The organism is Actinoplanes sp. NBRC 101535 (genome assembly GCF_030269225.1).
Taxonomy (GTDB): Bacteria; Actinomycetota; Actinomycetes; order Mycobacteriales; family Micromonosporaceae; genus Actinoplanes; species Actinoplanes rectilineatus.
Genome location: NZ_BSSY01000069.1, coordinates 1 through 285, shown reverse-complemented (window position 1 = coordinate 285; position 285 = coordinate 1). Strand labels below are relative to the sequence as shown.

Sequence of the window (285 nt, the reverse complement as noted above, 5' to 3'; positions counted from 1 at the left end):
ATAGGCCGGAGATGTAAGCACGGTAACGTGTTGAGTTGACCGGTACTAATAGGCCGAGGGCTTAACCACCCTAAACTTTGTGCTACGCGTCCACTGTGTGATTCACAGCAAACGAACAACCACCCCGGAATGAAGGTTTCGGGTTGCTGGTTGGTTCTGCTGATGGCTGTTACGGTGGTCATAGCGGAGGGGAAACGCCCGGTTACATTCCGAACCCGGTAGCTAAGCCCTCCAGCGCCGATGGTACTGCACTCGGGAGGGTGTGGGAGAGTAGGACGCCGCCGG

Annotated in this window: 1 rRNA gene; it reads left to right on the top strand. The window is 56.8% G+C overall.

Annotation, left to right across the window (positions count from 1 at the left end):
* Positions 1-170 precede the first annotated feature (170 nt).
* A 5S ribosomal RNA gene (gene rrf, locus QSK32_RS45385) occupies positions 171-285 on the top strand; the annotation flags it as partial.